Below are 23,658 nucleotides of genomic sequence, written 5' to 3'. Positions count from 1 at the left end.
GAGGCACTGAGATCTGCCCAACCGTACCCTGTTCTGGTAGTCTCCAGTCGATTTAAGACGACTATGACAGCTTTATGATGAGCGTAATTACCATGAGCACTGAACCTTGGGTCACTGCCGAGCAGGTTTCCCTTCACTTGGGTGTGGCCAAGGACACGGTATATCGCTGGCGTGAGCGGCGGGGCATGCCGGCTCATCGTATTGGCAGACTTTGGAAGTTTCAGCTCTCCGAGGTGGATGAATGGGTGCGTGTTGGAGGGGCGGATGATGCCTCTGACACCGTAGCGCAACACAACTAGCGCATTGCATAAGGAAAAGCACACCTGATGGTTTTCAGTGAAGATTCGCGCGTCAAAATCCCCTGCATCTTGCACCTGATTCGTTTGGGCTACAGCTACCTCTCTCTGAAGGGGGCGTCCTGGGATGAGCAAACTAATATCTTTCCGGAGCTTTTTTGTTCTTCGCTGGCCAGGATCAACCCTGGGGTAGATGCTGATGACATCGACCGTCTGCTGGCCGAGGTCAAGCTTCTGTTGGATAACGAAGATCTCGGCAAGGCGTTCTACGACAAGCTCACCGAACGTTCGGGCATCCGTCTAATCGACTTCGAGAATTTCGACAACAACAGCTTCCACGTTGTGACCGAGCTGCCGTGCAAAAACGGCGACGACGAGTTTCGGCCCGACATCACTCTGCTTATCAATGGCATGCCGCTGGCCTTTATTGAGGTCAAGAAACCCCACAACCGCGAAGGCGTTCTGGCCGAGCGTAACCGCATCATCACGCGCTGCCGCAATCCGCGCTTCCGTCGTTTCATCAACATCACCCAGCTGATGGTTTTCTCCAACAACATGGAGTACGAAGACGGCTCGCCGCAGCCCATCGAAGGTGCGTTCTATGCCAGCCCTTCGTATGACGTTCCGATCTTTAACTACTTCCGCGAAGAGGAAGCGTTGAATCTGGCCGAGCTGCTAGTTAGCGAAGATGATGACGTCGAGAACACAGTTCTGCGCGACAACAATCTCAACGTCATCAAGCACAGCCCGGAGTTTCTCAGTAACAAAGATCCCGCTGCGCCGACCAACCGCATCTGCATGTCATTGTTCAGCCGCCAACGCCTGGCCTTTCTACTGCGTTTTGCGCTCGTGTATGTCAACGAAGTGGATGGCCTGCAAAAGCACGTCATGCGTTACCCGCAGCTTTTCGCCACCAAGGCGATTGAGAAGAAGCTCGATGCTGGTGTACGCAAGGGCATCATCTGGCACACCCAAGGCAGCGGGAAAACCGCGTTGGCCTATTACAACACCCGTTTTCTAACGGACTACTTCCAGCGTCAGAGCATAATTCCCAAGTTCTATTTCATCGTCGACCGGCTTGATCTTCTTATTCAGGCTCAGCGCGAATTCAGTGGCCGTGGACTGATCGTCCACACGGTCGACAGCCGCGAAGCCTTCGCTCGTGACATTAAGGCCACTCAGGTGCTGCACAACCACAGCGGTAAGCCAGAGATTACTGTGGTTAACATCCAGAAATTTCAGGATGACCCGGACGTGGTGCGTACCGAGGATTACGACGTCAATATCCAGCGCGTCTACTTTCTTGACGAAGTGCACCGCAGCTACAACCCGCAAGGTAGCTTCCTCGCGAACCTCAGTCAGTCGGACCGCAATGCCATCAAAATTGGTCTTACTGGTACCCCGTTGCTGGGCGATGATTTCAACTCTCGCGCCTTGTTCGGTGACTACATCCACAAGTACTACTACAACGCATCCATCGCCGACGGCTATACCCTGCGCCTGATCCGTGAAGAAATTGCCACCAACTACAAAATGGTCCTTCAGGAAGCGCTAGCTGCGGTAGAGCTGCAGCAAGGCGATATCGACCGTAAGCTTATCTACGCCCACCCGAAGTTCGTCGAGCCTATGCTCGACTACATCGTGCGTGATTTTGAAAAGAGCCGCGGTGCCCTATCTGATGCCAGCATTGGCGGTATGGTGATCTGTGACAGTGCCGACCAGGCCCGGCAGATGTTCGAGATCTTCAACGCTGTTCATGCCAAGCAGGGCCAGCCCAGTCACAACCAGCAGGATTCCTCGCAAGCATTGATCACTGCTGCGCAGCCTGGCAGCTATGCCGCCCGCAGCCTGCTGGAAAACCGCGCCACAAGCGCCGCATTGATCCTGCACGACGTGGGCAGCAAAGAAGAGCGCAAGCAATGGGTGGAAGATTTCAAGGCGGGCAAGATCGACCTACTTTTCGTCTATAACATGCTACTTACCGGCTTCGATGCCAAGCGCCTGAAAAAACTCTACCTTGGCCGTGTGATCCGTTCACACAACCTGCTGCAGGCACTCACCCGCGTCAATCGCACTTACAAGGATTTTCGCTATGGCTATGTGGTCGATTTCGCTGACATCCGCAAGGAGTTCGACGCCACCAACAAGGCCTATTTCGACGAGCTGCAGGCCGAGCTAGGCGATGAGGTTGAGCACTACTCCAACCTGTTCAAATCCGCTGAAGAAATCGCCGAGGAAATCGAAGCGATAAAGGACATCCTATTCAGATTCAACATCGAAAACGCCGAAGAGTTTTCGCGGCAGATCACCCAAATTCAGGATCGCGCCACAGTGCTGGCGCTCAAGAAAGCACTTGCCGACGCCCGCAGCCTCTATAACCTGATTCGCCTACAGGCTGACTACGCACTCCTGCAGCAGCTTGATTTTCAGAAGCTTAACCGGCTCTACCGTGAAACCTGCAACCACCTCGATATGCTCAACCTGAAAGAGAGCATCGAATCCAGCACTGACACCAGCAACCTGCTCAACGTGGCGCTGGAAGATGTGCTGTTCATGTTCACCAAGATCCGGGAAGAAGAGCTGGTACTGGCTGACAAGCTCAAGAACACTCTGCGTCAGACCCGCGAAGCCCTGGCCGACAATTTCGATCAGCAAGACCCCAAGTTCATCACTCTGAGGGAGGAGCTGGAGCGGCTTTTCAAGAAGAAAAAACTCAACGAAGTTACCCAGGACGAAATGACCGCCAACATCGGCGCGCTCAACGCGATTCATGACCAGGTCAAAGAGCTCAATCGGCAGAACAACCTACTGCGTGCCAAATACCAGGGCGATGTCAAATACACCCGCATCCACAAGCGCCTGCAAGAGCGTGGTGGCCTCACGCAAACCGAACGCCGCCTGTTTGAAGCGCTCTCTGGCGTAAAACAGGCAGCCGACGAGCAGGTGCTGCAGAACACCCAGTTAGTGAATAACGAAAGCTACTTCGAAGGAATGATGATGCCGCTGGTGATTGGCGAGTTCCAAATTCACCAGAAAATCCAGCTCACTCCAGACGCTTCCCGCGCCATTAACCAGTTGGTGGTGGCCGAATACATTAATGAATTTGCCTCTGGCACTCGAACAGGAACACGTACGTGGTAACGCAAGAATTTGAGCAACGCACCCGCCAATTGATCGACAGTCTCAAGGGCATCTGCGCTGCCTATGGCCTGGGTAACGATGGCAATGAGTTTAAGATCATCACCCAGGTCTTTCTCTATAAGTTTCTCAACGATAAATTCACCTTCGAAGCCAAGAGAATCCGACCCGAGCTAGGCCAGGCCCTTACTTGGGAGCAGGCTATGGCTAGTCTTAGCGTTGATGAGTTGGACATGTTGCAGCTGCAGATGGGACCGGATACTGCCCGCCTGAAGCCTGAACACTTTCTAGCCCATCTGTTCGGTCGGCAGAATGCTCCCGAATTCGCCAAGCTGTTTGACGACACTCTGCAAGATATCGCCTTTACCAATAACGATATCTTCGCAGTCAAAACCGACGGCGGCGAGAAGATCAGGCTTTTTGATCGAGTCAGCGAATTCATCTCCGACCCGTCAAAACGCGACAATTTTTGCCGCGCACTGATCAACAAGCTGGTGGAGTTCAGCTTCGAGCGCATCTTCACCCAGAAGTACGACTTCTACGCCGCGCTTTTCGAATACCTGATCAAGGATTACAACAAGGACAGTGGTGGCAAATACGCCGAGTACTACACTCCCCACGCCGTGGCCAAGATCATGGCGGCCATCTTGGTGCCGGAGAATGCGCGCGGCAAAATCAGGAACGTGAGCTGCTACGACCCTTCCGCCGGCTCCGGTACCCTGTTGATGAATATCGCCCACGCTATCGGGGAGCAGCGCTGCAGCATCTATTCGCAGGACATCTCACAAAAGTCATCCAGCCTGCTGCGCCTGAACCTGATCCTCAACAACCTGGTGCACTCCATCCCTAACATCATCCAGGGCAACACCATGCTCCACCCCTACCATCGGGAGGGCAAGGCGCTTAAAAAATTCGACTATATCGTCAGTAATCCACCGTTCAAGATGGATTTCAGCGATTTCCGTAACGAACTGGACAGCAAGGAGCATCAGGAGCGTTTCTTCGCCGGAGTGCCGAGCATTCCCAAGCAGGCCGTCGACAAGATGGCCATATACCAGCTGTTCCTGCAGCACATCATCCATTCGCTTAAACCCGGCGGTAAAGCGGCTGTGGTAGTACCCAGCGGCTTTATCACTGCGCAAAGCGGTATTGACAAAGCTATCAGGCAGCACCTGGTGGATAACAAAATGCTGGCAGGCGTAGTCTCCATGCCCAGCAACATCTTCGCCACGACCGGAACCAACGTATCCATCGTGTTCATTGATGCCGCCAACAAAGAAAATGTGGTTCTGATCGACGCATCCGGCCTCGGCACCAAGGTCAAGGACGGCAAGAACCAGAAAACCTTGCTCTCAGACGCCGAGGAAGACCGGATCATTGCTGCCTTCAATGGCAAGCAAGCGGTTGAGCATTTCTCGGTCGTGGTGAGTTATGCCGATATCGCTGGAAAGAATTACAGCCTGAGTGCCGGGCAGTATTTTGAGGTGAAGATTGAATACGCCGACCTGACTCCTGCACAGTTCGCTGCAAAGTTGCAGGGATTTGCTGACAGTTTGGACAAGTTGTTCAAGGAGTCAGCTGGGCAGGAAGAGGACATCCGAAAAAAATTGGCGGGGTTGCGATATGAATAATTGGCAGCCAATGACCATTGGCCAGTTTTTATCGCTGCAGCGGGGATACGATCTAACTGGAGATGAACGAGAAGTTGGCAATATTCCCGTAGTTGGTGCCGCCGGTCAAAATGGATTTCACAATAAAGCGCTTGCTTCAGCACCGGGCATCGTTGTGGGCCGATGCGGGGGATCATTTGGTCAGGTGTACTTTTCAAAGGAAGACTTCTGGCCGCACAACACCGCAATGTTCGTTACTGACTTCAAGGGCAATGATCCCTATTTTGCTTATTACCTCTTGAAGAACATTGACTTCAGCAAGCTGAACTCAGGTAGCGCGCAGCCTTCCCTGAATCGTAATTATATCTACCCAGTAAAAATCACTGTCCCCAAGCCGCCTGAACAAAGAAAAATCTCCGCCGTCCTTTCCGCCTTGGACGCCAAGATTGACTGCAACAATCGTATCAACGCCGAACTGGAAATGATGGCTAAAACGCTGCACGACTACTGGTTCGTGCAGTTCGATTTCCCTGATGCCAATGGCAACCCCTACAAATCCTCTGGCGGCAAGATGAGATATAACGCCACCCTGAAGCGCGAGATCCCCGAGGGCTGGACGGACGGCACCTTGAATGATCTTGGGCAGATTGTCGGCGGTAGTACGCCGTCAACGAAAAATCCGGATAACTTCACTACCAATGGTACGCCGTGGATCACTCCTAACGATCTGTCCGATAATCAGAGCAACAAATTCATCACCCGAGGCGCACAGGACGTTTCTGACGAAGGAATTAAGGACGCCTCGCTGAAGAAATACCCTGCAGGTACAGTTCTGCTCAGTTCCCGCGCACCTATTGGTTATATGGCTATCGCCCGCGCCGAGCTGACCACAAATCAGGGCTTCAAATCTTTTATTCCCTGCAATGGCTACTCCTCCGCATTCATTTACTACACCGTTATGAGTTCAATGAAAGCCATTACTCAATACGCGTCTGGATCAACCTTTAAGGAGGTGTCTGCGGCCGTGTTGAAAACAGTGAAAATCACACGGCCAGAGCAAACTATTGTCGCGAAATTCAGTCAGCGCGTAGAGCCGATTTTCCGGCGACAAGATTTGCTTGAGCAGGAAAATCAGCAGCTCACCCAGCTTCGTGACTGGCTGCTGCCCATGCTAATGAATGGTCAAGTCACGGTTGCTTAAGTCATTCTGCCGTGACTGATGCTCATAAGGTTGAGCAAAGATTGCCTCATGCAGAGCTTCTCAGCCATGCTAGGCATTCTTGAGCAACGCAAAATAATCTGCGTACTAGACAGTGGTTAATGCCAATATTTTCGTCTGGTGGGATATGCGAATAAAGTTGGTCAAAAAATAAAAGCTGTAGTGCAACCAATAAGGGGCGTATGCCCCCTATTTCCAAGATTACCAAGCCGATTGTGCTTCACTGCTCCGGCAGGGCTCAGGATTTTATTGCAACAGATAGCCCATCGGCTGGTCGTCTTTGTCGAAGCAGAGGATGGTTTCACAGTGGCCGCCTAGCTGGTCAGCATTTGATTCGCTGATGTCGGGCAACCATTTACCCAGTTCTGCGATTGGTACCTTCTTGTTGTTGATATAGCAGTCGTCATCAGCTTGCGGGTTGCACCAGGCGGTTTTGACTTCTGGCCATTCGGACTGGGGAGCGGGAGGGGTGTTCCTCGCTGCTGATGCAGCCCCGCCTTTCTCCTGATTCCACGCGGCCCAGCCACCGATGTAACGCTTATCGAAGGTCGAAACCAGTTCATTGTCTGGGACGCCTGCATCCAGATAGAACTTCATCAAGAGACTGCCAGCTTCAACGTACGATACTTGCCGATTAGCGTCGGTGCGGTAGGCGACTGGCTTGCCATCGGTGCTACTGCCTATGCGATACCAGATCGAGAGTTGGAACGGAGTGTTCTCCTTCCAGTGACCTACCTCTGCACCTTGGATTCGGCAGTTGCCACGCTGACACATGCCATTGACCTTGTTGGTGATACGGACGTTTTGCTGGCGCTGAGCGTCCCAGATATCCACGTAGCGCGTGCTGGTGAGCCAAGTACAAAAGAGCATCGGTTGACCCGTCGCTGCTGGGCGGGTGACGCATGGAATTGCCTCCGGGAGGTTGTGCGTCGATTTCTCGTCGGGAAAGAAAGCCGCTGTACCTTGGTACGCGGAGATTTCAGCGTTGGCTTGGGCGCAGAGCGCGAGAAGGAGAATGCTAAAAATACGTTTCATGGTCTGTTTCTTACTATGAAGGTGAGAGAGAAAGAGGTCTTGAACAGGCTGCTATTGCTTGTAAACAACCTTGAGCTGTTTGTTGACGTAGTCCTTGATGATTTCGTAGTCGGGGTTGTACGTAACGAGCGTATGGCCTACCCCTGCTGCTGCCGTTAATGTCGCTATGGTCAACGTGGCGGGTGTTGTCAGTACACTGAATACAGCCCCGAGTGCGCCGCCTTGCACCACTGCACTTTTCACATCGCTTTTAACTCGACACTTCAGCCCCTGGCTTTCAATCTTGGTTTCAACCAGTTTGATACCTGCCATGAAATTGCCTCTGAGGCCATGGATCTCGAAGGACGCTTTGCTTCTCACGAGACCTTCAATCTGCGCTTCATTCAGACCGGTTATGACGATCATGGTTTTTCTGAGCTCCCTGCATGAGGTGGTGGATTAGAGAAAAAGTCGAATATCAACCTTTTGAGGTGAGTCTCGGTTTGGGAGGTCCTTCATGTCAACAGGTTGATGCCCAACCATCCAGGTTGAACTGGAGGGTGGCATGTCAAAAACCGAATCGAAGCAGCTGGCGGAGCTTGTTGGTCAAGCAATTGCTCGCCAGCGTGCTCGTTGCAAGCTGAGTCAGGAGCAGGTTGCGGAAAAACTTGGGATTGGAAGCGAGGCCGTATCCCGTATCGAGCGTGGGATCGTCATGCCTAACATCGAGCGTTTGGTCGAATTGGCGGCGGTTTTTGGTTGTGAAACGGCTGATTTGCTGACCGAGGGGAGTTCTCGCCCAGAAGATCAGGCGCGGAGGCTCTATGACTTGTTGTCTAGACTGGAGGCGCATGACCGCGACTTCGTCATGGACATGGTGGAGCGTCTTGTCACTAGACTCGATCGCAACTAATGGGCTAAGTCACGGCGGTTGCTTTGTTGTTTCAGAGGATTCATGTTCCCTGGCTCGTCGAACAGAGCACCACAGCGCAGGCACAAGCAGTTGAACCCCGCGAAGTGATATTTGGCGACATCCTCGGCTACCCGCAATGCCGATGGATAGGCGGGAGTGATAGCGGCCAACCCATTTATGAGCAGATGGCTGACTGGCGCTTGGGTATCCTCATTCGCTTTCTGCACTTCTCGCAAAGCTCTGTCAGCTAGGCCGGCCAGCAGTGCGATTCCCTTGGCTGCTTCCCGGATCAGGACGGCCTTGGAGTCGCAGATCAAGCAGTGTCGAAGCATGATTCATTCTCCTGGAAAAGCGGCCATGGACACGGCCGCGCACGGTGATTTTGAGTATTTCAGGTGGGATTTTTCTGGTCGGGGGACAGTAGCCTGAGTAAGCGACTCAGGATCCAGCAGGCCAGCACCACGGCCAGTAACAGAGGTGGGAAACGCAGCATGAGCAGAATGCTTAGCACCAGCGCTCCTGCGGCGGCGAGCGCACCGACGAAAATGAACAAACAGAGCAAGAATCGCAGTAGAGGCATGGCGGATCTCCAAAAGCTTTTGCCTGGCAGATTACTCAGCACAGGCAGGTTCGATTCAATGGGCCTGTGAGGCGAGAGCTTCCAGCTTGCCAGCGAGAGAGTTGGGAGCTGGCTGCGATTCACCCTGGCTAGAGGTTCTGGCGGGCTCCGAGTTTGTGAAGAACTCTTCGATCACGACGTGACTGTCCTCTTCGCTGTCCTCGAAGGCTCCATTGCCGAAACCCCGGCGAGCAGTCTCATCCAATGCCGTCTGGTTGAAACCAGCTGTTTGCCGATGTGTATCGAGGTCGCTCGCTTTCTGTAGTGCTTCGGTCATACCCATGCCATTACGTACCGTGAGATCGACGTAGAAGATCGGCGTGCCATGGCTTTGGCGCGTCGATTTACCACGTAGACGCAGCTCTAGCGGCAGGCAGGCCAGGCGGTTGCCGGAGATAGCCTGGAAGTAATGCATGCGAGCGGCCAGTGTGCGGATGCTGTTGAAGCCGGTGGTGCGAAACACAAAGCTGCCAAGCGGATCGTCATCTCCAACCAGCACATTCAGCCTCCCGTAAGGTTTGCAGGCACCGCCTTTGGCCAGTGGGCAGGCATCGGGCGACGGGCAGGGCAGCGATTGCATGCCCTTCTGGGTAGCACGCTTGCAGGTTTCGCCATTGCCTACGCAGACGGGGCGACCTGTCTGCCGATCAAACAGGGTGTAGTCGGCGCGAAAATTCAGTTCCGGTTCATTGAACAGCAGGCGGACCGGGATGCTGCGTAGCTTGTCTTCCTGGCTTTTGCGCAGCTCGTCATTGAGCGGGTGCAGTAACCAACCGTCTTTGCCTTGCACCTGCGAGGTGATGGTGAACTGGTCATCTTTCTCTGGCAGGCGTTTGCCGTTCTTCTCGATGACCTTGCCGATAGAAATCCGACCTAGTACCGGCGGGGTGATAGCCAGACCTTTGAGCATGGTGGTTCTCCTACAAACGAAAAAAGGCCAGCAACGCAGAACGAACTGCATGGACTGGCCAAGGGAGGGAATGGTTGAGGGGAATGGGGAATCAGCCGACCAAAAAGCGTCGCGCACCAGGCTTCAGTAGTGGGTACTTGGCTTGCAGGTACGGCTTGTCCTTGAGCAACTGAGTGACGTCCAGGCCTACGCTGTCCTTGGCTTTGCGCCAACTGATAAAACCGTTGCTGAACTCCGCTCGGGTCGCTTCACCCATGGCCTGCTGTAGCGTCTGCTTGAGCTGGGCTTCGCGATTTTCCTTCTCACTGATGGATTCGCGCACAGCCTTGAGCTCAAGGTACACCGCTGCCAAACCGGCGCGGCCACTGAAGTCGACGGTCCGGCCGTTGTCCTCTGGATAGAGACAGCGCAGCGCCATTTCAGCCGAGGCAGAACCATCAGCCGGCGGCGGTGTATCTGTTTCCACGTAGTGCCAGAACTTGCGCTCCAGCTCGATCAGACGAGCGATCATCTGCTCGTCACGCTCGATGCGATGAATCTCCAACGCCTGGCCACCGAGTAGCACGGCTACATCTGCCGCCCGTTTGCCGGTGACAGCGAGCTGGTGCATCACTTGTAACTCCACATACTCGGGCACGCCATCTTTCCAGAGGCGTGCCCCGTTTATGCCGGCTGTCTTGCATTCGAGGATTTGCACATCGTCCGCACCGATCACCTCGCGGTCGATGTTGGCCAGCATCCAGGGCAGCTCGGGATCCGGATGCTGCAGCACAGCGTTGATGCGCCGAACCTTGTTCTGGGAGCGTTTGCTGTAATGCCAGGCCACGACAGGTTCGAGGACATTGCCCCAGTACATTGGGCTTTGCTCATCGTGCGGGTCGGCCTTCGGCAGCGTGGTGTCGCGACCGGTTTTCTCCAGCCACAGTTCCAGCTGCGACTTGTAGGGATTCAGACCGACCGCCGCGGCGGCATCCGAGCTGCCAATGCCCTGCTTACGCACGGCCAGCCAATCTTCACGCGGTAATTCCTTTGTACTGATCAAGCGCAGTGCCGGGCGCGACTTGCTGGCGCTGGTCAACGGAGTAGCTTTCATAGCGTTCACCTTGCGGAAAATAGAAACGCCCGATCAGCAACAAGGCTGATCGGGCGTTATGGGGGGAGTAAGTAAGCGGTCAGGCGACCAGTTGCAGAGCGGTGTCCAGGGCGCGTTGCTTTATCTGCGCACCCTGGCCGAACCAGGCTGAGTCCATGCGGTACTCGTTACTGCGGGCACGGCGTTCGTGGTCGACGTACTCGGTCACAGCGTTGAGCAGGCCCCAGGCCGTGCCGCGTGCCGAGTCCAGCTGGCTGCCCCGGCCACGCCCCTCGTACAGCTCTTGGACCTTGCGCAGGGCGCGCTCGTTGGGCAACACCTCCGGCAGCGCAGCGGTCGGATTGGTTTCGCAGAGCACATTCATAAAGAAGCCCAGCGCCTCATGCCACTGCACTTTGCGTTCGGCTAGGGCACGCATGCGGTACATAAAGTCGTCCCATTGCGAGACGGCAATGCCGAGCTGCTTCTTCACCGCCTTCGGATCGAAACGCGTGTTGTGCGGCACTTTGATCGCACGGCTGGTGCCATCCAGGGCGATGGTCAAGGTGTTGTTGCAGACCACGCGCACGGTGGTGGGTGTTGCCGTGGTGGCCAGGGTGCCGTCGCAGGACGTGGCTAACAGCAGGTAGCCGTTGACCTGATCGTTAACCTTGAGCGCAGCACCTTGACCGGTACGCGCCAGCGCCCAGAACTTGCGACCGCCCTTGAGTACCCCCGCAGTCTCCAGCTCGTAGCCGGAGACCTCGGTGAGATCGCGGTAGAACTCCAGTACCTCCCGCGGCTGCACGGTGTGGTAGCGCTGGGAAACCACCGACAGCGGTGCTTTGGTGTCCGAGCGGAAGAGCACCTTCTGCTCGGGGAAGGAATGGATCGCGCCCAGATGGCCGATGGTCTCTGATTTGAAGTGAACCGGGCTTTCCTGGATCTCCCAGTCCATGCCGGCTTCGCGTTGCCAAACTTCGATGGGTTGCTTCTGAGTGAGCTGATTGCCTAGGCCATGCCAGGGAGTTTCGCCAGCATAGGCCATAGTTTCGACGAGATGAGCCATGGTTGTAATTCCGTTAGGTGCAAGCCGGCATAAAGCGCCACGCAGAGCGCAGCACCGACCGGACGTAATAAATAGAAGGGAAGTTGACTTGGTTAGGTCGGGAGGTTGAAGCGGTGGCCACATAGCAAGCAGAGGTTGTGGGCCAGGACGTGGCGATCGAGCGACTCACCCAGTTGGGCGCCGAGAGCACAGCCGCCGACACCGCCGGCCAACCCGCCGAGGATGGCACCCGACACCGAACCGAGTGTGATACCGACAGGGCCGGCGATAGCGCCAATAAGCGCGCCCGCTTGGCCTCCAGCTAGCGCAGCACTGACGCCGCGCGCAGCACCACCCACGGTGCCGATGGCCGCGCCGACTTTCATAGCGTGATGGAAAGAAGCGACTTTGGGGGAATGACAGCGAGGACACTGCAATGACATGGGGCGAACCTCCTTGATGGTGTAGTCAAGGTGGTTATGTAGTGTTAAGTATTTTTCGAGTCGGATTTTTAAGGTAGGCCTACAGTGAGGATATTGGTTAGGCGCAATTAATCGACTTAATGCGAAGTAGTGGCAGCTGGCTTCTACACGCCTTTGATCCTGTTATGCTGGCTCCTCATTCTCTGGTCTGAGAGCCAGGATCGATTGCTTAGGAGGAGCCATGTCGGAAACCGTAAACGTTGGTGAGATTGCCGAGAAGCTTTCAGTCGATATCTTCAGCAGCTTCTTCTGGCAGATGAAGGGCAAGTGGAACGAGAATTTTGACTGCCACTGTCCTACTCACCTGGGTAGCGACGACAAGCCGAAGACAAAACACCCTGGCGATGCCATCTTCTACTATGAAGACCCCTACCTCGGCAGCACGATCTACTTGCACACCGACCTCAAAGCCTACAAAAAAGAAAGCATCGGCAAGCAAAAGCTGCGCGACGCCTTCAAGTCTTTGGCGATCACCGTCGAGTGCGCCAGGGATTCAGACTCCTGGCGAAATACTTTCGCAATTACTGACTGTGACAACTATGAAGTTCGTGGGCTTCTCTTCGTGCACAACCATGATCACGGTTATGAGAAACCGTTTTACAGTCTGATTGAAAAGATTGGCTTTGACTCAATCCCGATACCGCCCAATGTCTATCTTCACTACCTTGGGCCGCATGACATCAATCGTCTCTTTACTATTGCCAACGATATGATTCGCCTGACGAGTCAGAAGAAGATGTCCAGTGAGTACACCTTTTACTATCCTGACCTAGTATTGCGTCGGCGGCAGGGGGACGTGTGGGGACAACCGGCAACTATTGAAGCGCTTACCAGCCCTTACTTGATTGTCCAGCACAAAGGTACGGACAAGACCGAGCCAGGTTACGTGGTGTACTACAATCGCCCGGGCGCCTCGCATACTGAGTTCGAATATTTTTTGGACAGTCTGTCGCGATATCAGATGTTGGAGTCTGGCAAGTCAGTTCAAATTCGGGTCACAGTGCCTAGTGCCGACCCTCAGATGGTAGCGAACTTCAAAGCCGCTAAAGAGAGATACGCCAAGGCTTGGGGCTTCGATCCGATTCGGGAAACCGTTCTTAACGCGATCAGCTTTGAGGCGGTGACTGCAGTGACTGACTCGTATAATCCAGGTTGGATGGGGTGGCGCAATTGAAGAAAAGGACTTTCGGCCCAGCCATGTACTATGCATCGGACAAAAATGTCTTCGATGCTCTGATTCAGCATCGGGTGGATTCCCCCACCTTGGCCGTGCTCTTCGAGCGCCGCAACATGATTGTCTCCAAAAAGACTCCGAGAGACGATCTGGCTGAGTATTTCTCTCGTCTTCCTCATGACTACTACGACCACAAGATCATATCGGAGAAGCTGGGCATTCTTCCGCGAAGGGAGCGCACTACCTCTATGGATCTTGTTGGTACCATTGATCCAGAGGAGCTTAAATTCGCTCTTGAAGAGATCAAGAAGCAAATCGTTGCCAATGGAGATATCGCACATATTGTTAGGAGTGGTAATGATTTCTCTCTGAGGATCCAGTATTCACTCATTGACTACAAGAAAACTGAATTTGCGCAACAGCAAATAAAAGATGGGGTTGTCGAGTTTATTAAGACTGCTGAAGGCTATCTGATCAACAATGCACAGAACGAATTTATGAGCTCTGTGCGGGATGAAATTGTAGCGAAGGTGGACTCGGTAGTGCCCGATGAAATTGAGCGCGTCACGGTAAACCTGTATGACGTGATTGATCCAAAGATGAGAACGCGTTTCTTCATTGAACTCAGTACAAGCCTAGAGGGCTTCAGTCGTCGCGATGTTTCAGACGTTTATGTGTATAAGCCGAAGTTAAATGCCGACGATGAGGGGTTAGCCTCTGATGAACACGAAACACATATCGAAAAAGTATTGCTCAAAGGTAATGGTATAACACGATCTTCCTTGCTTCTTGATCTTGTACATGAAGATGCATTCTATATTTTCAAGATGTGTTGGACTGCGCAGCGAGTCCTTGGCAATGGGGATGTAATTAGCGTGGAGGTTTTGTTTGCAGATCCAATAAGCTGCACAGACTTCTCGATCCTGATCAAGTCTGTATACCCATACGTAGATGGCAAACTAGGCAAAAGGCGTGCGCCCTTGAAAGCTGAGATTGACTCAATGTCCAGGTTGATTGAGAAAACTGCACGTGAACAGATGCAGAAGCTTAGGGCTGAATGCACTCAAGGAGATGAGTAATCATGATTTCACGCTACAAGTGGTATCAGGTTCGCCTACCCTGCTCTGTGGCTGAGTTCTTTACCAAACTACGAGACGTAGGTTACGACAATGCCAGCACAACAGGCTTTCTGAGCGACGCAAGCGAGTCAACCTTTCGCTATATCTGGCCATCTACTATCAATGCTGTCCGCCTGGATAGTGATGGGAATTATGAGTATCAGCAGGTCGCTACCGTCAACTCCCAGTATGTTACTGTCCTCAACGAGGGCTTCACCATCTTCCGGATTGAGAGTCCAGCAAGGTCAATACGTGAAATGTTGAACGCGCTGGAGGCCGCTGTAGGGTTTGGCTTTGCTTGTGAGCAGATCGTCATCAGTGACAGGTTGGTACAGGCGGCCTTGGAGAAAGCCACTAGCAAAACCCTAAACAGCCTGAAAGTTTCAGGAGCGATTCCTAGAGCCAATTCGCTCGCTCGGATTGAGTTGGCATCCAAAGAAGGTATCAATACAGAGAATGTGAAACTACTGGGGTTAGCTGATTTCCTAGTTGAAGCTGCCTCCTATGAAGTCGTCTACAAAGGAGTTAAAGGCCAGATAGGATTTTCACGTTCAGCCGCCTGTAAGATCAGCGGCCCACTCAAGCCATTTATCTTGAGCAGTATTGAGAGCGCCCTGCAGGCGAAACGCTAGATCAGCTAGGGATGATCTGGTGTTACTCCAGGGCTCTATTTATTGCCCTTGAAAATTTGAGTGAACCCAATGAGCTCGTTCCTGTTTCGCTTTTGGCATACTCAGAGAAAAACTATGTCCGTGCGATTCCTATCCAAAGGTTGAATTTCAAGCAAAGACCGGGGGGGCTCGGCTCCTCTCGGTAGGATGCCCTTTGATCAGCGTATCGAAACAACTTTTTTATCTCGATTTTCTCTGATTGCCGACACAGATAGGTTGCCGGTGGCAGCCTGTTGGATGTGTTCGCTCCACCAGGCCATCATTGGACGTCTGCGCTCTATATAGTCGGCTCGGTTATAGGCGCTGCGGACCTCGTCTTTATCTACGTGGGCAAGCGCAACCTCGATCAACTCAGAATCCCAGCCGTGTTCGTTGAGAATAGTGCTAGCCATTGAGCGCATGCCATGGCTCACCAACCGACCTTCAAAGCCCATGCGCTTTAGCGCCATGTTGGCGGTCTGACTGTTGCAATGGGTTCGAGGGTCCCGGTCTGCAGGAAATACATACTCCCGGTGTCCGCTGTATGGTTTGATTGCCTCCAGCAGAGCCAGTGCTTGATCTGTGAGCGGCACGATATGTATGCGGCGTTTCTTCATGCGCTCAGCAGGAATCGTCCAGATCCTCTTCTCGAAGTCGATGTCCGCCCAGCGGGTGGTGGCTGCCTCTGCTGGGCGGGTCATGGTGTTGAGCTGCCATTCGATAAGGCAGCGCGTAGTCCTTTTTATGCTGGCATTGGCAATTGCAACCATGAGTTCTTTCAGTTCATCGGGAGCAAGTGCCGCCATGTTCTTCTTTTTTGGCTTCTTGAAGACGGAACGAATTCCGCCGAGTGGGTTTGCGTGAATCAGTCCCGAGTTGACCCCGTAGGTCATGATCTCGTTGAGTCGCTGTGATAGCCGTTTAACTGTTTCAAGACTGCCTTTGGTTTCAAGTGGCCGAAGGAGGTTGATGACTTGTGGGGCGTTGATGGCTGAGATTGGTGTGGTACCCAAATCGGGGAAAACGTGCAGCGTCAACGATCGCCAGATGTCCTCGGCATAAGCTGGTGTCACTGCATCCTTCTTCAGTTCATACCAGGACGTCGCGACATTCTGAAATGTGTGCTCAGTTTCAGCTTGCTTTGCTTGCAGCACTGCATCTCGTTGCTCTTTAGGATCGAGGCCTTGGGCAAGTACTTCCCTCGCGGCAATGGAGCCCTTTCGTGCCTGCGCTAACGAGACTTCAGGGAAGGTACCTAAGCCCATGTTGATCCGCTTCTTCGTCACGGGGTGTCGATAGTTGAAGTTCCATAGCTTGGAGCCATTGCTTCTCACTCGCATTTGAAGTCCGCCACCGTCAAACAGGACGTAATCCTTTTCAGAAGGCTTGGCAGATTTGATTTTGAGCTCAGAGAGGCGAGTAGTTTGTGCGCACATTGGCATTCCAGAATGGTGTTGGCATTCCAAAAATTAGCACTGTTGGGCTTGGAATGCCATTTGGAATGCCACAAAGCGTGGCTGCTGTTGGACGTCTGTGGACGTTGATGGCGCTGAAAGCCCTGTATTTACTGGGTTTCAGGCACAAAAAAAGACGTCCGTGGACGTCTTTAGATGATGAAATGGTGGAGCCGGGGGGATTTGAACCCCCGTCCGCCAGTGCTCCGCTGTCGGTACTACATGCGTAGCCGTGTCTATTGAGTTAACCCTCAGCGACCCGACGGGCAGGGTGCTTTGGGCGAGTTGTGTAAGTTTTAGCCGCTTCGTCCACAACGTACTGCACGGCGATTCTGTTCTATATGACAATCATTTCGGGTTTACAGACATCCCCTGATGATTGCTGGGCCCGAAGGCACCAGGAGTGCATGTCAGCTGCAATTAAGCAGCGAGAGCAGCACCGTATTGGTCGTCATTGGCAACTATAAGAAGTTGCAACAGTGGATTTACGAGTTCTGTTACCAACTCGGCATGCACCTAAAGTTTCGTCACCGGCGTCGAATCCTAATCGGCCCCGAACTCATTGCCCCGTACATCTCGTTGAGCAACAAGCCTGTGCAGTGTACGCCAAACGGCGGGCGAGGCCAACCCGAAGGTTGGCCGCACGCTCGGTCAGTTGTTCGTACCGTTAGAGGTTTTTCTGATTTCCAGAATGGTTTGCTGGGTTTCCGCGACGCAATCATCGATCTTGCCTTCGGCTTTGAGTGACTTGGCCTTTTGCACACTGGCCGTCACGCGCGAATTGAGATCTGTCGACGTCTGATATTGCGTCTTGGCATTCTCGATGGTCTGAATATTGGCTTCGCACAGGCTGTCCGGCTTGCTGGCAGCAAACGAGGTGGAGGCCATCATCGAGGCAGTAACGAACAGACCTAACAGTACAGAACGTTTCATATGAATCTCCTTGAACTGAGGATCCAGACTTCGCTGGCCGTCAGGACGGGCAACCGAATGGAGGAAAAAGCCCCGATTTGTGGGGCTTGTTCTGTGGACTGCCGTCGTGCTCAAGGGTTCTATTTTTCTTCAGACGGCCTTCGCCCGGGTCACCCGATCCACCAGATAGACCAGCCCGTGGTAGTCGATGCCGCCATGTTGTGTCAGACCGATCTCACAAGTACGGCTGGTGGAAATTCCTTCGCTGCAATGCTGCACTGCGTCCTTGAGCGCACGCAGCGAATGGCTGTTCAGCTCCGGGGTGGTGAAGCCCTTGTCGCCGGCAAAACCACAGCAGTGAATGCCCTCGGGGATCACCACGTTTTTGCTGCATTTACGCGCCAGATCGATCAATGCCTGGCTTTCGCCCAAGTGTTGAGTGCTGCAAGTCACATGCACGGCAATCGGTGCTTCCTGTGGCGTGAAATCGAGTCGATTGAGCAGATGCGTACGGATAAAACGCACCGGGTCATACAGATCCAGGCGAACATTTCCCACATCCTGCACCAGGCGCAAGGTGCAGGGGCTGGTGTCGCAATAGATCGGATCGAGTCCGCCGCGACTGGCGTGCAATAAAGCGCTGATCAGTTCCTGGCGCTTGTGCTCGGCCTGTTCGGCGTAACCTTTGGATGCGAACGGCTGGCCGCAGCAGAGGTTGTCCTGGTTCTCCGGAAAAACCACCTGGTAGCCGGCCTTTTCCAGCAGGCCACGGGTTTTGTCGTACAGCGACATCTGCTCTTTGTCACCCGCCGCCGGCCCCATCACCCGCGAAACGCAGGCTGCCAGATACACCACGCGCGGACGCTCGTCCGTTACGCCGGGGCTGACGCGAATGGCTTTTTCCGGTTGTGGCATTGCGTTCGTCCATAGCGGCACCTGGCCTTTGGACAGACGCGTCAATGTCGCGGAAAGCTTCGCCAGACGCGGTGCCCCGAGCAGCATGCGCGCGCCGTTGGCCACATGCAGAGTGAAACGTGCGCCTTGCAGGGTCGTGGCGAAATTTCCTTCGATCCAGTTAGCGGTTTTCACATGGGTGGCGTGTCGGCCACGGAGCTTTTTCACCAGCTCGCCAGTGTTGATGCCTACAGGGCAACGTTGCGCGCACAAACCGGTCGCGGCGCAGGTGTCGATGCCTTGGTACTCGTAGGCTTTTTCCAGATCGGAAGTGTCGATGCCGGCGCGTTTTCTGGCCTGAATGTCACGCCAGATCACGATGCGCTGACGCGGACTCAGGGTCAGGCCTTTCGACGGGCAGACCGGTTCGCAGAAACCGCACTCGATGCACTTATCCACAATCTCGTCGGCGGCCGGCAGCGGTTTCAGGTGTTTGAGGTGGATCTGCGAATCTTCGCTGAGCACCACGTCCGGATTAAGGATGCCGTTGGGGTCGAGCAGGCGTTTGAGCTGCCACATCAACTGATAGGCGTCGCTGCCCCATTCCAGTTCGACAAACGGCGCCATGTTGCGCCCGGTGCCATGCTCAGCCTTGAGCGAGCCGCCGAATTCCACGGCCACCAGTTGCGCCACGTCGTCCATGAACGCCTGATAGCGTGCGACTTCTTCCGCGCTGTTGAAGCCTTGGGTGAAGACGAAATGCAGATTGCCCTCCAGCGCGTGTCCGAAAAGGATTGCTTCGTCGTAGGCATGTTTGTCGAACAACGCAATCAGCCGGTTCACGCCGATTGCCAGTTGCTCCACCGGGAAGGTCACGTCTTCGATGATCACCGTGGTCCCGGTTTTGCGCACGGCGCCCACGGCGGGGAAGGTGTCCTTGCGGATCGCCCAGAGGCGCGCGTTCTCGACCGGGTTTTCGCTGAAGTCGACCTGCTTTTCCACCGGGAACTCACTGAGCGACGCCATGATGTGCGCCAGTTGTTCCTGTAGCAATGTGGAAGACGCGGCGCGGGATTCGATCAGCAGCGCGCAGGCATTGTTCGACAGGTGCTGTACGAAATCCGGCATGCCCGGTTTGTTCTGAACCGAGCGCAGGCTGCGCCGATCCAGCAGTTCGACCGCCGACACCGGTTGGTCTTTCAGCACCGTGACTGCGTTGCAGCAGGTTTCCACATCGGGGAACACGATCAGCGCGGAGGCCTTGTTCGGGTGATCGACGACGGTGTCGTAAGTGACCGCGCTGATGAAACCGAGGGTGCCTTCGGAGCCGACCAGCAAGTGGCTCAAGATATCCACAGGCTCATCGAAATCCACCAGGGCATTGAGTGACAGGCCGGTGGTATTTTTCAGACGGTATTTGTGGCGGATTCGTGCGGCCAGTTCGGCGTTGGCGCGGGTTTCGCGGCCCAGTGTCGCCAGATGCTCCAGCAACTCGCCGTGGCTTGTGCGAAACGCCGCGACACTGGCGGCGTCTTCGGTGTCGAGACGGGTGCCGTCGGCCAGCACCAGGCGAATGCCGGCCAGGGTGTGATAGGTGTTTTGCGCGGTGCCGCAGCACATGCCGCTGGCGTTGTTGGCGACGATGCCGCCGATCTTGCAGGCGTTGATCGAGGCCGGATCCGGGCCGATCTTGCGCCCGAATGGCGCAAGCCAGGCGTTGGCCTGAGCGCCGATCACCCCCGGTTGCAGACGAATCTGGGTGCCCTGGCCACGGATCTCCCGTGCGTTCCAGTTATCCCCAAGCACGATCAGCACCGAATCGCTGATGGCCTGCCCGGAAAGGCTGGTGCCGGCGGCGCGGAAGGTCACCGGGACGTGATCCCGTTGCGCCAGTTTCAGCAGTGTGACCACTTCGTCTTCGGACTCGACGCGGATCACCAGTTTCGGGATCAGTCGATAAAAACTGGCGTCGGTGCCGAACGCCAGAGTCGACAGTGGATCGTCGAAACGCCGCTCGGCAGGAATCAGGTTCTGCGCATCGCGCAGGAAAGTCGCCGGTAAGCTCATTGGTCCTCCAGGATCAATACCACCAGATCTTTCGGACCATGGGCGCCATAGGCCAGCACTTGTTCGATGTCAGCGGTTTTCGACGGGCCGGACACCAGCAAGGCGTTGGTCGGCATGCCTTGCGCCCACTCGAACTCCTGTTGCACCTGATAGAAGTTGTCGCGGATCTGACTGGCCTTGAGCAGGGCGAAATGCACCGTGGGCACCAGGCTCATGAGGCGCGGCTCTTCGCGGGTCGGCCAGAGAATCAGGCTACCGGTGGCGGCGATGGCGCCGAGGGTGCCGGTGAGGCTGGCCGGGGTGTCGTTGAACAGTTCGGCTTTCCACTCTTCCATCGGCCGGTCATAGGACTTCAGCGTCGGCAGGTCGGGATTATTCGACCAGTGCTGTGCGATCTGCTGCCCGTGGGGCGTAGTCGGTGCGATCAACAGGCTAGGTAACTGACGGTCGCGCAGCAATTGTCCGAGCAGTGCCGGCCAGTCTTCCGCAGTGCTCAAATGAATTTCGGTGTGTACCGCTTCCATCAGTTTGCGCAGTTGCGGAATGCGTTGTTCGGCGTTGTAGGTGTAGGGCTGGGTCACCAGTTCGACATCGAAGTTGTCGGCAATCGGCGTGGTGCCGGTCAGACTTTTGCGCAGCTTGCCGAGGATATTTTGCTTGGCGCTCATCAGCGGTCTCCCTGTTTGGCCAGATGCTCGCGGGCCATGTCGTGCAGTGAGCGGGCGGCGGGTTTCGGTGCGCTGTGGTTTTGCGTCCATGGGCCGACATTGTTGGGTGTCAGGGCGCGCAGGCGCGTGGCGCACAACACGAACAACCGGTACAAACGCGGCGAACTGTTGAGCTTCGCCCAGGCGTTCCAGATGAAGCGCTCCTTGCGCGAATACTTGCTGCCCTGGCCGCGCATCACCTGATGCGGAGCGTCTGGCGCCTTGACGTTTTCTTCCCGCAGTCGACGCAACAGGGCAGGGATCGGAATTTTCACCGGACAGACTTCACCACAGGCCCCGCATAACGACGACGCGCTCGGGTGATCCGGAACCTTCGCCAGACCGACCATGTGCGGGGTGATGATTTTTCCGATAGGCCCCGGGTAAACCTCCCCATAGGTGTGACCGCCGATTCGGGTATAGACCGGGCAATGATTCATACACGCGCCGCAGCGGATGCAGTTCAGGGTCTGGCGCAGTTCGCTGTCGGCGAAGGCCTGGCTGCGACCATTGTCGAGCAGCACCAGATGCACTTCCTGGGGGCCGTCGAGTTCATGTTCCTTGCGCGGGCCGGAAATCATGTTGACGTAGGTGGTGATCGGAATGCCCAGCGCCGAGCGGGTCAGCAGCGACAACAGTGGCACCACGTCGCGCAGGTTTTCCACGACCTTTTCGATACCGGTGACGGCGATGTGGACCGGCGGCACGGTGGTGGTCATGCGCCCGTTGCCTTCGTTTTCCACCAGCAGCAGGGTGCCGGTTTCGGCCACGGCGAAGTTGACGCCGGAGACGCCGATGTCCGCTTCGAAGAACTTCTGCCGCAGGACTCTGCGACCGATCTGAATGAGTTGGTCAACGTCCTTGGTGTACTCCACGCCAAGTTTGTCGTGGAACAAGGACGCGACCTGACCGGCATTCTTGTGGATTGCCGGCATGATTATGTGAGAAGGCTTCTCGTGGTCGAGCTGGACAATGTACTCCCCCATGTCGGACTCCAGACATTCAATGTCCCGAGCCTCGAGGAAATGGTTCATCTCCATCTCTTCGCTGACCATCGATTTGCCCTTGATCACTTGCCGCGCCTCGTGAGCACGGATGATCGAAAGAACGATGCCATTGGCCTCGTCCACCGTTTCCGCCCAGTGTACTTTCACACCGTTACGGGTCAGGTTCTGTTCCAGTTGCTCGAGCAGATCGGGCAACTTGGAGAGCGCGCGGGCCTTGATCGCATTGCCCAGTGCGCGCAGGTGTTCTCGTTCATGGGCATCACTGAAAGCGGCTGCCCGCTTGGTCATCAGTGAGTCCATGGCCGTGCGGAAGTTGTTCCGCAACTGCTGGTCACCCAGGGCGTTGTGTGCCCGGGTGCGGAAATCTTCTTCTACGGCAACCGTAGGAATAATCGTGGAAGTGCTCATCGGGCACCTCCGGTACGCTGCCAGAGGAAACTGGCCAGATGCTGGCCGCGCAGCGCTTCCTTCTGTTTTTCCAGTGAGCCGTTGATGTTCATCAGGCAGCCGCAATCGGCACTGAGTACCTGATGCGCGCCGGACTCCTTCAACGCCCGGGTCTTGTCGGCCACCATTGCGCCGGAAATGTCTGGCATACGGACGCTGAATGTCCCACCGAAGCCACAGCATTCGCTTTCATGGTCGTGGTTGACCCGTTCAACGTTGCTCAACTGCGCCAACAACTCGCGGCCGTGCAGGTGGGTGTTCATTTCCCGCCGGGCCGAACACGAAGTGTGCAGCGCCACTTTGACCGGAGCGCCGCTGTCCTTGAGCTGCACCTTGCAGACAAACAACAGGAACTCGGCCAGTTCATAGGTTCGTGCCGCGAGGGCCTGAACCTGTTGCAACGTTTGCGGCTCGTCCTTGAACAGATCGGCGTAGTGCTCGCGGATCATGCCGGCGCAGGAACCTGACGGCACCACCACCGGCCAGTCACCGGCAAACAGCGCCAGTTGTGAGCGCGCCACCGTCCGTGCCTGCTCGGTGTAACCCGAGGTGTAGGCCGGTTGTCCGCAGCAACTCTGCCCTTGCGGGTAGTCGACCCGAATGCCCTCGCGCTCCAGCAGGTGGATCGCGTCCATCCCGGCTTCGGGGTAAAACAGGTCGACCACGCACGTCCCGAACAGATAGACCCGCGACGGCTTCTCGCTGGGGTATTGCCGGGGTTCGGGCAGTGGTGGTGCGACACGGGTCGCATTGGGCACGGCGTTGTAAAAAAGCTCGCTCATCAGGCGTGTCTCCGGGTTGTCCCGGTTATCCGTCCGCTGAGGCTGCTGAATATAGAGAAAATGGCTTTCAGCAGCCTTACAGACCAGGTTGTGAATTGCTGACGCCGGAATCACCCTCAGGCGTC

The 23,658-nt window shown here is 55.2% G+C and carries 22 protein-coding genes and 1 other RNA gene; 8 read left to right on the top strand and 15 right to left on the bottom strand.

The genetic code is table 11. The features are described from left to right. Window positions 1–92: 92 nt before the first annotated feature. The 4 genes from N8H74_RS16310 to N8H74_RS16295 are packed head-to-tail and all read left to right on the top strand — an operon-like array spanning window position 93 to window position 6,245. Window positions 93–299 carry a helix-turn-helix domain-containing protein gene (locus N8H74_RS16310; protein WP_262148781.1) on the top strand — a complete coding sequence of 69 codons (207 nt, stop codon included), beginning with the start codon at window positions 93–95 and terminating at the stop codon, window positions 297–299. 27 nt (window positions 300–326) lie between these two features. Next, window positions 327–3,437, top strand: coding sequence for a type I restriction endonuclease (locus N8H74_RS16305; protein WP_262148779.1), 3,111 nt, complete (start codon window positions 327–329; stop codon window positions 3,435–3,437). Then, window positions 3,431–5,065: a class I SAM-dependent DNA methyltransferase gene (locus tag N8H74_RS16300; protein ID WP_262148777.1), complete on the top strand. Its 1,635-nt coding sequence runs from the start codon at window positions 3,431–3,433 to the stop codon at window positions 5,063–5,065. Before N8H74_RS16305 ends, N8H74_RS16300 begins: the two co-directional genes overlap by 7 nt. Beyond that, the gene (locus N8H74_RS16295) at window positions 5,058–6,245 is read left to right on the top strand and encodes a restriction endonuclease subunit S (protein WP_262148775.1); all 1,188 of its coding nucleotides are present in this window, start codon (window positions 5,058–5,060) and stop codon (window positions 6,243–6,245) included. Before N8H74_RS16300 ends, N8H74_RS16295 begins: the two co-directional genes overlap by 8 nt. Before the next feature lie 264 nt (window positions 6,246–6,509). Here the strand turns inward: N8H74_RS16295 and N8H74_RS16290 are convergent, their stop codons facing one another. Beyond that, on the bottom strand, window positions 6,510–7,298 hold the full coding sequence (locus N8H74_RS16290; protein ID WP_262148773.1) for a hypothetical protein: 789 nt from the start codon (window positions 7,296–7,298) through the stop codon (window positions 6,510–6,512). Window positions 7,299–7,349: 51 nt separating this feature from the next. Continuing rightward, window positions 7,350–7,703 (bottom strand): hypothetical protein, encoded by a 354-nt coding sequence (locus N8H74_RS16285; RefSeq protein WP_262148771.1) that lies wholly within the window; start codon window positions 7,701–7,703, stop codon window positions 7,350–7,352. 139 nt (window positions 7,704–7,842) lie between these two features. On the opposite strand from N8H74_RS16285, the gene N8H74_RS16280 reads away from it, so the two are divergent. Further along, window positions 7,843–8,190 carry a helix-turn-helix transcriptional regulator gene (locus N8H74_RS16280; protein ID WP_257374995.1) on the top strand — a complete coding sequence of 116 codons (348 nt, stop codon included), beginning with the start codon at window positions 7,843–7,845 and terminating at the stop codon, window positions 8,188–8,190. On the opposite strand, the gene N8H74_RS16275 is transcribed toward N8H74_RS16280, so the two are convergent. The 6 genes from N8H74_RS16275 to N8H74_RS16250 form a co-directional block, all read right to left on the bottom strand. After that, window positions 8,187–8,522, bottom strand: a complete 336-nt coding sequence (locus N8H74_RS16275) for a hypothetical protein (protein ID WP_262148769.1) — start codon at window positions 8,520–8,522, stop codon at window positions 8,187–8,189. The genes N8H74_RS16280 and N8H74_RS16275 overlap by 4 nt on opposite strands. Window positions 8,523–8,581: 59 nt before the next feature. Continuing rightward, a complete protein-coding gene (locus N8H74_RS16270) occupies window positions 8,582–8,770 on the bottom strand; it encodes a hypothetical protein (RefSeq protein WP_257374992.1) in 189 nt (62 codons plus the stop codon). 55 nt (window positions 8,771–8,825) lie between these two features. Continuing rightward, window positions 8,826–9,719: a hydrolase or metal-binding protein gene (locus N8H74_RS16265; RefSeq protein ID WP_262148767.1), complete on the bottom strand. Its 894-nt coding sequence runs from the start codon at window positions 9,717–9,719 to the stop codon at window positions 8,826–8,828. 91 nt (window positions 9,720–9,810) lie between these two features. Further along, window positions 9,811–10,812, bottom strand: a complete 1,002-nt coding sequence (locus N8H74_RS16260; protein WP_262148765.1) for a lambda-exonuclease family protein — start codon at window positions 10,810–10,812, stop codon at window positions 9,811–9,813. Between the two features lie 79 nt (window positions 10,813–10,891). Then, a complete protein-coding gene (locus tag N8H74_RS16255) occupies window positions 10,892–11,860 on the bottom strand; it encodes a DUF932 domain-containing protein (protein WP_257374987.1) in 969 nt (322 codons plus the stop codon). Between the two features lie 92 nt (window positions 11,861–11,952). After that, the gene (locus N8H74_RS16250) at window positions 11,953–12,225 is read right to left on the bottom strand and encodes a hypothetical protein (protein WP_174446962.1); all 273 of its coding nucleotides are present in this window, start codon (window positions 12,223–12,225) and stop codon (window positions 11,953–11,955) included. Window positions 12,226–12,502: 277 nt separating this feature from the next. Here N8H74_RS16250 and N8H74_RS16245 point away from each other — a divergent pair, with 277 nt between their 5' ends. Genes N8H74_RS16245 through N8H74_RS16235 form a run of 3 tightly spaced genes read left to right on the top strand, consistent with a single transcriptional unit; the run spans window position 12,503 to window position 15,245 of the window. After that, window positions 12,503–13,495 (top strand): hypothetical protein, encoded by a 993-nt coding sequence (locus tag N8H74_RS16245; RefSeq protein ID WP_257374985.1) that lies wholly within the window; start codon window positions 12,503–12,505, stop codon window positions 13,493–13,495. Further along, entirely contained in the window at window positions 13,483–14,574 is a 1,092-nt protein-coding gene (locus N8H74_RS16240) for a hypothetical protein (RefSeq protein ID WP_257374983.1), read from the top strand. The genes N8H74_RS16245 and N8H74_RS16240 overlap by 13 nt, the downstream gene beginning before the upstream one ends. Before the next feature lie 2 nt (window positions 14,575–14,576). Further along, on the top strand, window positions 14,577–15,245 hold the full coding sequence (locus N8H74_RS16235) for a hypothetical protein (protein ID WP_257374981.1): 669 nt from the start codon (window positions 14,577–14,579) through the stop codon (window positions 15,243–15,245). Between the two features lie 197 nt (window positions 15,246–15,442). On the opposite strand, the gene N8H74_RS16230 is transcribed toward N8H74_RS16235, so the two are convergent. From N8H74_RS16230 to N8H74_RS16200, 7 genes are all read right to left on the bottom strand, one after another. Next, window positions 15,443–16,699 (bottom strand): integrase domain-containing protein, encoded by a 1,257-nt coding sequence (locus N8H74_RS16230; RefSeq protein ID WP_262148761.1) that lies wholly within the window; start codon window positions 16,697–16,699, stop codon window positions 15,443–15,445. 183 nt (window positions 16,700–16,882) lie between these two features. Then, window positions 16,883–17,272: a transfer-messenger RNA gene (ssrA, locus tag N8H74_RS16225) on the bottom strand. Window positions 17,273–17,368: 96 nt separating this feature from the next. Beyond that, on the bottom strand, window positions 17,369–17,650 hold the full coding sequence (locus N8H74_RS16220; RefSeq protein ID WP_262148759.1) for a hypothetical protein: 282 nt from the start codon (window positions 17,648–17,650) through the stop codon (window positions 17,369–17,371). A gap of 129 nt (window positions 17,651–17,779) precedes the next feature. Beyond that, a complete protein-coding gene (locus N8H74_RS16215) occupies window positions 17,780–20,590 on the bottom strand; it encodes an FAD-binding and (Fe-S)-binding domain-containing protein (RefSeq protein WP_262148757.1) in 2,811 nt (936 codons plus the stop codon). Next, a complete protein-coding gene (locus tag N8H74_RS16210) occupies window positions 20,587–21,258 on the bottom strand; it encodes a lactate utilization protein (protein ID WP_262148755.1) in 672 nt (223 codons plus the stop codon). Before N8H74_RS16210 ends, N8H74_RS16215 begins: the two co-directional genes overlap by 4 nt. Continuing rightward, window positions 21,258–22,712, bottom strand: coding sequence for a LutB/LldF family L-lactate oxidation iron-sulfur protein (locus N8H74_RS16205; protein WP_262148753.1), 1,455 nt, complete (start codon window positions 22,710–22,712; stop codon window positions 21,258–21,260). Before N8H74_RS16205 ends, N8H74_RS16210 begins: the two co-directional genes overlap by 1 nt. Then, a complete protein-coding gene (locus N8H74_RS16200) occupies window positions 22,709–23,533 on the bottom strand; it encodes a (Fe-S)-binding protein (RefSeq protein ID WP_217831061.1) in 825 nt (274 codons plus the stop codon). Before N8H74_RS16200 ends, N8H74_RS16205 begins: the two co-directional genes overlap by 4 nt. Between the last annotated feature and the right edge of the window lie 125 nt (window positions 23,534–23,658).

This window comes from Pseudomonas sp. B2M1-30, from assembly GCF_025447575.1.
GTDB classification, from domain to species: Bacteria; Pseudomonadota; Gammaproteobacteria; order Pseudomonadales; family Pseudomonadaceae; genus Aquipseudomonas; species Aquipseudomonas botevensis.
This window is presented reverse-complemented; position numbering and strand designations above follow the sequence as displayed.